The organism is Mesorhizobium sp. M2E.F.Ca.ET.209.01.1.1, from assembly GCF_004010375.2.
Lineage (GTDB): Bacteria > Pseudomonadota > Alphaproteobacteria > Rhizobiales > Rhizobiaceae > Mesorhizobium.
Genome location: NZ_SADP02000637.1, coordinates 1 through 339, shown reverse-complemented (window position 1 = coordinate 339; position 339 = coordinate 1). Strand labels below are relative to the sequence as shown.

Here is a 339-nt window from a genome sequence, read left to right as displayed (position 1 = left end):
GGCGTGACCGTGCGCTATGTCGAGGGCAGCGACGACATTAAGGTCACGGTCGAAGGTGTCCTTCCCGATCAGACTGTGGAGGCCACCCGTTTGGACCTGCTGACCAAACTGGAGGCCATCGAGAATGCGTCGATCGACTGTATCACCGTGACGGTCTGATCGTTGCCAGGCGGCCGGCGGCCAGGGTTCTTAGATGGTCTCCTTGACCCGCGCAGTTAGAAAACCCGGCAGGTCGCCTCCTGGCAGGCCGGCGGCATGCTCGCGCCCTGGTGCGAGCGCGAGAGCGCCGAAGAGGCGGTGCTCAAACTCGGACGCGGCGCGGCCGACTGGTGGGACGCG

1 pseudogene is annotated in these 339 nt (G+C 65.5%); it reads left to right on the top strand.

What is annotated here, in order from left to right:
- Nucleotides 1-215: 215 nt before the first annotated feature.
- Nucleotides 216-339: pseudogene (locus EN852_RS42865) on the top strand (glycine oxidase); the annotation flags it as partial.